This is a genomic window from Pseudomonadota bacterium, from assembly GCA_039033415.1.
Lineage (GTDB): Bacteria > Pseudomonadota > Gammaproteobacteria > Xanthomonadales > SZUA-38 > JANQOZ01.
The window spans coordinates 1-7,186 of record JBCCCR010000059.1; the positions used below are offsets into that span (position 1 = coordinate 1).

Genomic DNA, 7,186 nt, shown 5'->3' on the forward strand with positions numbered 1-7,186 from the left:
GTGGCATGGAGGCCTACCCCGAGTTCATGCATGGCGCCATGAAGTAAGCGATCTGAAACTAGGAGCTATAGACCAATGAAAATGGTGACGGCGGTGATCAAACCGTTCAAACTCGATGACGTACGTTCCGCCCTGTCCGAAATCGGCGTGCAGGGCATCACGGTAACCGAAGTCCAGGGCTTCGGCCGTCAGAAAGGGCACACGGAGCTCTACCGAGGCGCCGAGTATGTCGTCGACTTTCTTCCGAAGGTGAAGCTGGAGATCGCCGTCACCGACGATCGGGTTGAGGCCGTGGTCGAAGCGATCGCTCAGTCCGCCAACACCGACCGCATCGGGGACGGCAAAATCTTTGTGCACGCCCTGGAGCAGGTGGTGCGGATCCGTACCGGCGAAACCAACGCCGACGCGCTGAGCTAGTGTCCTGTCACGTTAATTCGGGCGGTCAGCCCCAGATATAGCGGGTTGTGCCGGAACGCCGACGCCGGCGCATTCGCGACTGCAGGACCGCCCGACGGTCTGCAAGCCAGGCCTCTCGCGCCGTGTTTTGGTCCTTTCGGTCCATGAGCCGAGCCTCGTGGTTGGCCCGGTAGACGCAGAAATCCCGGTAGGCCTCCATGTCGTGCTTAAGCTCTCGGGTGACCAGCTCGATCATGATGGCGTCGTCCACAAACCCCAGGGTCGGAACGCTATCGGGGATCAGATCCTCAGCATCAGCGAAGTAGGCCAAAGCACTGGCGATGCGCTGCCGGTCTTTGCCGGAGATTTTCCACTCCTGATCTGCCAGCATGTCGACCATCTGCTCCAGACAGCCGAGCCGCCCTTTGACAAACGCCGGCAGCTTGCGGCCCTGGCTTGCGGCGATCAGCTCGCGCGCAGCCGCGACCACCTCTTCCACCGGTTTATCGGTGCTGCTCGCCTTGCGCATGGCGCCACGAAAGTGTTTGAGGTCTGCGTCACTCAATTCGAGCACAATCTTCAGCGACATGGTCAGCTCCTTGGCCGGTTGGTCAGCTTATGGGGCCCTCCAGCATAAGTGGTCCCGCCGCGGCTGCGACCCGATCGCTGCGTTTAGCGCAATCGGCGCAACACACTCGCTCATCACCGCAACATGAGGGCGTCGCTTGAGCTGGTGCTGCAGATTTGGGCCAGGCCAAACTTGAACGCCTGGCCTATCTCAGCCGTTGCCCCAGAGCCGTTGCCACCAGGACTTCTTGGGCTGTTGTTTCCAGCCGTTGAGCGCTTCGGCGCTCATCCCTTCTGCCGCCATGCGCCTTTTGATTTTCTCAACCTCTCGTCCGGTCAGCTTCGCCAGCGTTTGCGCTTCCTGATCCCAGCGTGAAACCAGCGACTCGGCATACTGCCCAGCCGCTTCGCACTGACCAAAATCGCCCCGCCAGGCGTGGCGCAGCACGTAACGGCCCTGAAAATTCCTGCGGTCACCCGTGACCTGAAAATCCAGGTCCTCGGGAAAGCTCTCGCCGTCGTAGCGCAGGTGAAGCCGGGTGACAAAGACATCGACTCCCTGGCGTGATCGCCGCTGGGAAGGGCTCCAGTTATGGCCGTCATCCAGCCACATGACGCCGAGGGAGCGAAGCTCACCGCGGCTGAGCGGCTCTGCGGCACAGGGGTCACACCACGCCATGTCCCAGGCGTACTCCAGAAACACGGAACGCCCGTCAGACTGCGCCACCTGCTCGGTAAACAGATCGCGATAGAAGTCCCCAAACTCATCTTTGATATAGATCGGCACGTCCAGATCCGAAGGAAGTTTCCGGGTGCGGTAGTTGCGGGTCTCAACGCGTCCCTGCCGCGTTAGAGCGAAGACGAACAGCTCCTGCTGACCCTCGGCATTCACCGTGCCCAGCCGGATCGGCAGCATGAAGTTCTCATCCTCGTAGGCAATCTGGAGCGGCCGCAGCACCGATGACCCGGTGTGGCGATCCAGCGCAACCCGAGCCACAAAAAACTTCATGCCGCGCTTCAGATAGGCCCCCACCACCTCCTCGGCACCCGCCGGGATCCGGTAGCCGTTGTCGGTCAGCCAGCTGATCAGCCCGTCACTCTGCTCAGCCGACAGGATCAGGATGTCGTACTCACCCACCTCGTATTCCGCTTCGATGGTGACCCTGTCGTCAACGGCAAACACCGGGCTCGCTGATTCGATATCTGCCCGTTTGATTCTCGAGCCGGTGACCCGTATGCGCTCAAGCCGCGGATCCTGACACGGATCCGGGTCGTAATACTCCACCAGCCTCGGCGCGGTGTACCGGTCCAGATGCTCGAGCAGCGCCGGATTGGCGACGTTGATCTGCTCGCGCAGCGGCACGTCCACCACCGGGATCACCATGGAAAACTCGGACACGTCGCCGCGATAGTCAGCCGCCATCGTGACAACCGTTCGGTCTCCATCGCGAACCAGCGCAACCTTGGACACGTCGTTGAACAGGCTGGTGTCGGCCTGGGAGACGTAAAACCCACAGAAGGCTTGAGCCGGGGCTGGGATCAAGCCGGCGCTGAGGGAGAGCAGCAGGAGCCAACCCGTCGCGCGAAGCGAGGGGTTTGAGTGAGTCTGGCAAATCGTATTCATCATCGAACCTCCAAAGAATGAGGGATCAGCGGGCGCCGCTCCGCGGCCGTCCACCGGAAGCGCCGGCCAGGCAAGTGCTGATCCAGCAGCGGCGTCAAGAGTCCTACGGCCGCCAACGCCACCAGCGGCGCAGCCTGAACGTTCGGACCCCAGTGCAGTGCCGAGGCCAGCACGGCCACCGCTGCGGCAAACAGCAGCCGGCCGCGGCGGCTGTCGGGCGTGGAGCGGGGATCGGTCACCATAAAAAAGGCAAAAATCAGCAGCGACCCGGAGCTGAGCTGGTGCCACGCGATGGCCAGCGGGTCGCCGAGCCATAGCGCTCGAGTGACGGCCAGCGCCGCAAAGCTCCCGAGAAAGCCCAGCGCAATATCCAGACGGCGCGCGCTCGACAGCGTCAGGGCCGCCATGCCAAGCGCGTAGCCGGCGACCAGCGAGGTCTGACCCCATTGCCCGGCGGAGACCCAGGCTTGACCGCCGCTGACCCACAGCGCCGCCAGAATGCCGCTGCAGGCCGGATTAAAAAGCTGTTTGCCGTTCCAGCGGAGGAGCAATTTTGCCGCGATGGCAAAAGCGGCGGCGGCTGACCAGATCCACAGCGCGTCAGCCCGCAGCAGCAGGCTGACCCCAAAAGCCGTGATCAAAGCGGACTTCCACTGAAGCGGCTTGGGCCTCCGACCCGTTCGTCGTCGCCACCAGGCGCCGAGTGCCTCTACACCGAGCGCACCGCAGAGCGCTGCCGCGAGAATCTGCGGGCTGCTGCCGAAATCACTGCCGAGCCAGGAAAGTGAAAGCAGCCCGCTGAGTGCGACCAGCTGCCAGTGACGTGGGTCAGCATGAAAGCGACTTAAGGCGCCCTGGCCAGCGCGTAAGAACTCTGCTGTTCTGTGCATGACGCCCCTCCTCGGCTACGCAGGTGTAAGACCTGCCATGGGAGGTTAGCGTCGCAGAAATGGTGGGGTTACCGGGTAAACAATGGGTAAATTCCAGGCAACGATGGCGTAAAGCAGTCGCGCTAAGCCGCGGCCAAACGCCGCAAAAAAAGGGGGCCTAAGCCCCCTTCCAGGGCGAGCAACGTGTGGTCGTTCTCAGGTGGCCGACGCGTTGAAAATCGACTGGATAGAACCGTCCAGCATCGCGTTGAAATCGTCGTCACTCTGCCCCGCGGAAAGCCCTTCAGACAGGGCGCGGGAGAAGCTGGCAACCATGCCGTGCTGACGCGACAGTCGGGCGTTCGCTTCCTCCCGGCTATAGCCGCCGGACAGCGCCACCACCTTAATGCAGTTGGCATGGGCGACGCAGTCCGCATACAGATTGTCCTGCTCCGGCAGCGTCAGCTTGAGCAGCACCAGCTGATCGTCACCCAGCGCATCCAGATGCTTGATCAGATGCTCGTGCAAAATCGCTTCGGCCTCTGCCTTGTCCGGTGCGTTGATGTCGACCTCGGGCTCGATGATCGGGTGAAGGCCGGCGGCGAGAATCTGCTTACCGATTTCGAACTGCTGCGCCACGTTGGCGGCGATGCCTGACGCGCTGGCGCTCTTGATGACCGAGCGCATTTTGGTGCCGAAGATCCCTTTGGCCTTAGCGCGCGCCAGCAGGTCGTCGAGGTCGGGCATCGGTTTCATCAGCTGCACGCCGTCCGCCTCGTCGGCCAGTCCTTTGTCGACTTTGAGAATCGGCACCACGTTTTTGACGTTCCACAGGTAGCTGGCGGTGCCCTGCCCCTCCACGTCGCGATCCATGGTGTTTTCAAACAGGATCGCCGCCAGAATCCGGTCCCCGGTGAACGCCGGGCTGGTCATGATCCGCGTACGCATCTCGTGCACCTTGGCAAACATCTCGTCATCGCCGCTGTACTCATCTTCGCCGACGCCATAGAGGCGCAGCGCCTTGGGCGTGCTGCCGCCGCTCTGGTCCAGGGCAGCGATGAAGCAGCCGTTCTGGGTTTGGATTTTCTGCAGTTGCTGGTCGTAGTCGCTCACGTTTTCCCTCGAAATTGACGAAAAGAAAGAACTTTCGCGGCAAGTTTAGGTGATCCTTTGGACCTGGGCCACCAGCTGCGACCCTTCGCCCGCTAGCCCGGGATCAGCTCAACCGGCAGGCTGCTGAAGCCCCGAAAACGGGCCCGTTTGCCGCGAACCGGCTCCCCGGCCAGCTCAGCATGGGGAAACCGCTGGAAAAAACGGGCCAGCGCCAGCTGCCCTTCAAGCCGGGCGAGATGTTGACCGGCACACATGTGGGGCCCGCTGATAAACGCCAGGTGGCGATTCGGGGTGCGAATGACATCAAAATCGTTTGGGTTCTTAAACTGCGCCGGGTCCCGGTTGGCAGCCCCGATACAGAGCGTGATCTGCGTCCCGGCCGGTACCGGCCGGCCACCGAGCGTGGTGTCGTCGGTACTGACCCGATTGCCGAGTTGGTTCGGGCTGGCGAAACGCAGCACCTCCTCCACGGCGGTCTTGATGACTTCCGGGCGCTGCAGCAACAGGTCCCGTGCGGGCCGCCGGGTGAGCAGCAGGTGGAGCCCGTTCCCCACGAGGTTGGTGGTGGTCTCGTGGCCGGCGTTCAGGATAAAGATACAGTTTTGCAGCAGCTCGATCTCTGTCAGTCCGTCCCGGATGCCGGTACCCCGGATCAGACGCGTCAGCAGATCAGAGTCCGGATCCAGCGGTCGGCGCCGGCGGTCGCCGATCAGCGTTTTCAGGTAGGCCAGGAAATCCCTCACCGCGTTCTCAGCGTCCTGCTTCATCGCTTCGCTGGGGTTGGGCTCCAGTGCCGAGAGAATCGCCAGCGACCAACCCCGCAGCGGCTGGCGCTCGCCGGGCGGAATCTTCATCAGGCTGGCGATGATCTCGATCGGTATAGCCGCGGCAAAATCGTCGATCGCGTCGATGGTGCCCAGGGCCTGCGCTCGGTCGAGCAGCTCGTCCAGCAGATGATCCAGCGTCGATTCCATGGGAGCGATCGCCCGAGATGTCAGCGCACCGGCGACCAGCCGCCTGACACGGGTATGCAGCGGCGGGTCGTTGAACACCAGGCTGGTGGTGTGATGCTGATACAGCAGCGTGTCCCCAAAAACCGGCCGGAAGGCGGCTTTCTTGTCGGAGCTGAAGAGCGCCGACTGCTGGTAGACGGTGCGCAGGTCTTCCCAGCGGGTCAGAAACAACCCGCCGCCCGGCAGCTCGTGAACCGGCGAGAGAGACTGTAGAGCGGCATAAACGGGAAACGGATCGTCGTAGAAGGCCGGTGGCAGGCTGGCCAGATTGAAGCCGTCGACCAGCGCCTTGGTCTCTTCTCCTGGGGGAACGCCGGTCATTCGACCGTCAGGCCTGGCGTCGGAATCGTGCCGCAGGCCCACACCCGTCAGGGCCTAAGCGCCAGCGACCTGGCCAGTCCGGGTGGCAGGGTTGACGCCGCCTGGTGGATCGCCCGGCTGTAGTAGTTGCAGGGAATCAGGTTATCGAGATCGCGAAATCGATCGAGTCTGGTTCCCGCGCTTGCCAGGGTGGCGCTCCACCACCCACCGGGATAGCAAGGCTGGGGAAACAGCAGGTGCCGAATTTCCACAAAGCCGGACGCGGCAAGCCGCTCGCGAATCTGGGAGATGAGCGAAACGTGAAGCATAGGTGACTCGCTCTGTAGCGCCAGGATGCCATCACCCTTTAGCGCCTGATGGCAGGACTCATAGAAGCCCTGTTCAAAAAGGCCTGCTGCCATGTCGACGGGATCGGTGCTGTCAATGACCAGCACGTCCAATGATTTCTGCTGGCGGGCGACCCAGGCCAACCCGTCTTCGAACAACAACCGAGCTCGTGGGTCGGCATTACTGGCGCAGAGTTCCGGGAAGAATTGCTCAGACAACCGGGTGACGCGCTCATCGATTTCGATCTGCGTAGCCTGCGTGACCGTTTCATGTCGCAGCACCTGCTGCAGCACGCCGCAGTCGCCGCCACCGACAATGGCGACCTGCGAAGGCCGATCGTGGCAAGCGAGAGCCGGGTGAGACATCATCTCGTGATAGAGATAGTTTTCGCGCTGGGTCAACATCCAGCAATCGTCCAGCGACATCACCCGGCCGAAGCCACGGCTCTCGAAGATTTTGATGTGTTGAAAGGGCGTGCGCTCCTCGGTCAGCAGTTCAACCATCTCAAACCCGATGGCGCTGCCGCTCTCGTGGCGCTCGTCGACCCAAAATGGTGCAGGCATAGCGGCTGGAGATCAAAAGCGCGATTGTAGCGCGCCCCTCAGGCGTGCCGGGAACCGAATTGAAGGCAACGCATCCAATAGCTTGTCCGTCCAATGTATGGGCAGGCAGAACCGAAGACGATGCCGCGCAGGGTTTTCGGGAATTAGAGACGCAACGCCGGACCACGGCACCAGGTGAAAAGGCACCTGACCCAGCCGGCGTGAGCCGGTAAAATGGGGATTCTACGGTAACCTAGTGCCCTGTTTGGAAAGTTAGTTGTATTTCAGCGCGTGTCCACAAGGCCCTGGAGTTAGGCGCGAGCCGCCGGCCAGGGTGGTTCCCTGGCCATGGTTCGCAACGCCGCTCCAGGCCTTGTGGGACGCGCCCGAAGGGAGCCCCCTTGGGCGCCAATA

General features: G+C 62.3%; 7 protein-coding genes. 1 reads left to right on the forward strand and 6 read right to left on the reverse strand.

Annotation, left to right across the window (positions count from 1 at the left end):
* Nucleotides 1–75 precede the first annotated feature (75 nt).
* Nucleotides 76–417 (forward strand): P-II family nitrogen regulator, encoded by a 342-nt coding sequence (locus AAF358_26475; GenBank protein ID MEM7709122.1) that lies wholly within the window; start codon nt 76–78, stop codon nt 415–417.
* Between the two features lie 25 nt (nt 418–442).
* Here the strand turns inward: AAF358_26475 and AAF358_26480 are convergent, their stop codons facing one another.
* The 6 genes from AAF358_26480 to speE all read right to left on the reverse strand — a co-directional run bounded on the left by AAF358_26480 (nt 443) and on the right by speE (nt 6,793).
* Nucleotides 443–985 carry a YkvA family protein gene (locus AAF358_26480; protein ID MEM7709123.1) on the reverse strand — a complete coding sequence of 181 codons (543 nt, stop codon included), beginning with the start codon at nt 983–985 and terminating at the stop codon, nt 443–445.
* Nucleotides 986–1,174: 189 nt separating this feature from the next.
* Complete coding sequence (locus AAF358_26485; protein MEM7709124.1) at nt 1,175–2,590, reverse strand: DUF2330 domain-containing protein; 1,416 nt, start codon at nt 2,588–2,590, stop codon at nt 1,175–1,177.
* Nucleotides 2,587–3,477, reverse strand: coding sequence for an RnfABCDGE type electron transport complex subunit D (locus AAF358_26490; GenBank protein ID MEM7709125.1), 891 nt, complete (start codon nt 3,475–3,477; stop codon nt 2,587–2,589). The genes AAF358_26485 and AAF358_26490 overlap by 4 nt, the downstream gene beginning before the upstream one ends.
* A gap of 195 nt (nt 3,478–3,672) precedes the next feature.
* The gene (locus AAF358_26495; protein ID MEM7709126.1) at nt 3,673–4,569 is read right to left on the reverse strand and encodes a fructose bisphosphate aldolase; all 897 of its coding nucleotides are present in this window, start codon (nt 4,567–4,569) and stop codon (nt 3,673–3,675) included.
* Between the two features lie 92 nt (nt 4,570–4,661).
* Complete coding sequence (locus AAF358_26500) at nt 4,662–5,903, reverse strand: cytochrome P450 (GenBank protein ID MEM7709127.1); 1,242 nt, start codon at nt 5,901–5,903, stop codon at nt 4,662–4,664.
* 47 nt (nt 5,904–5,950) lie between these two features.
* Nucleotides 5,951–6,793: a polyamine aminopropyltransferase gene (gene speE / locus AAF358_26505; GenBank protein ID MEM7709128.1), complete on the reverse strand. Its 843-nt coding sequence runs from the start codon at nt 6,791–6,793 to the stop codon at nt 5,951–5,953.
* Nucleotides 6,794–7,186 lie beyond the last annotated feature (393 nt).

Bases quoted from the DNA above. Each gene is read 5' to 3' on its own strand.
- AAF358_26475 (MEM7709122.1), top strand. From the start codon at position 76: ATGAAAATGGTGACGGCGGTGATCAAACCGTTCAAACTCGATGACGTA.
- AAF358_26480 (MEM7709123.1), bottom strand. From the start codon at position 985: ATGTCGCTGAAGATTGTGCTCGAATTGAGTGACGCAGACCTCAAACAC.
- AAF358_26485 (MEM7709124.1), bottom strand. From the start codon at position 2,590: ATGATGAATACGATTTGCCAGACTCACTCAAACCCCTCGCTTCGCGCG.
- AAF358_26490 (MEM7709125.1), bottom strand. From the start codon at position 3,477: ATGCACAGAACAGCAGAGTTCTTACGCGCTGGCCAGGGCGCCTTAAGT.
- AAF358_26500 (MEM7709127.1), bottom strand. From the start codon at position 5,903: ATGACCGGCGTTCCCCCAGGAGAAGAGACCAAGGCGCTGGTCGACGGC.
- speE (MEM7709128.1), bottom strand. From the start codon at position 6,793: ATGCCTGCACCATTTTGGGTCGACGAGCGCCACGAGAGCGGCAGCGCC.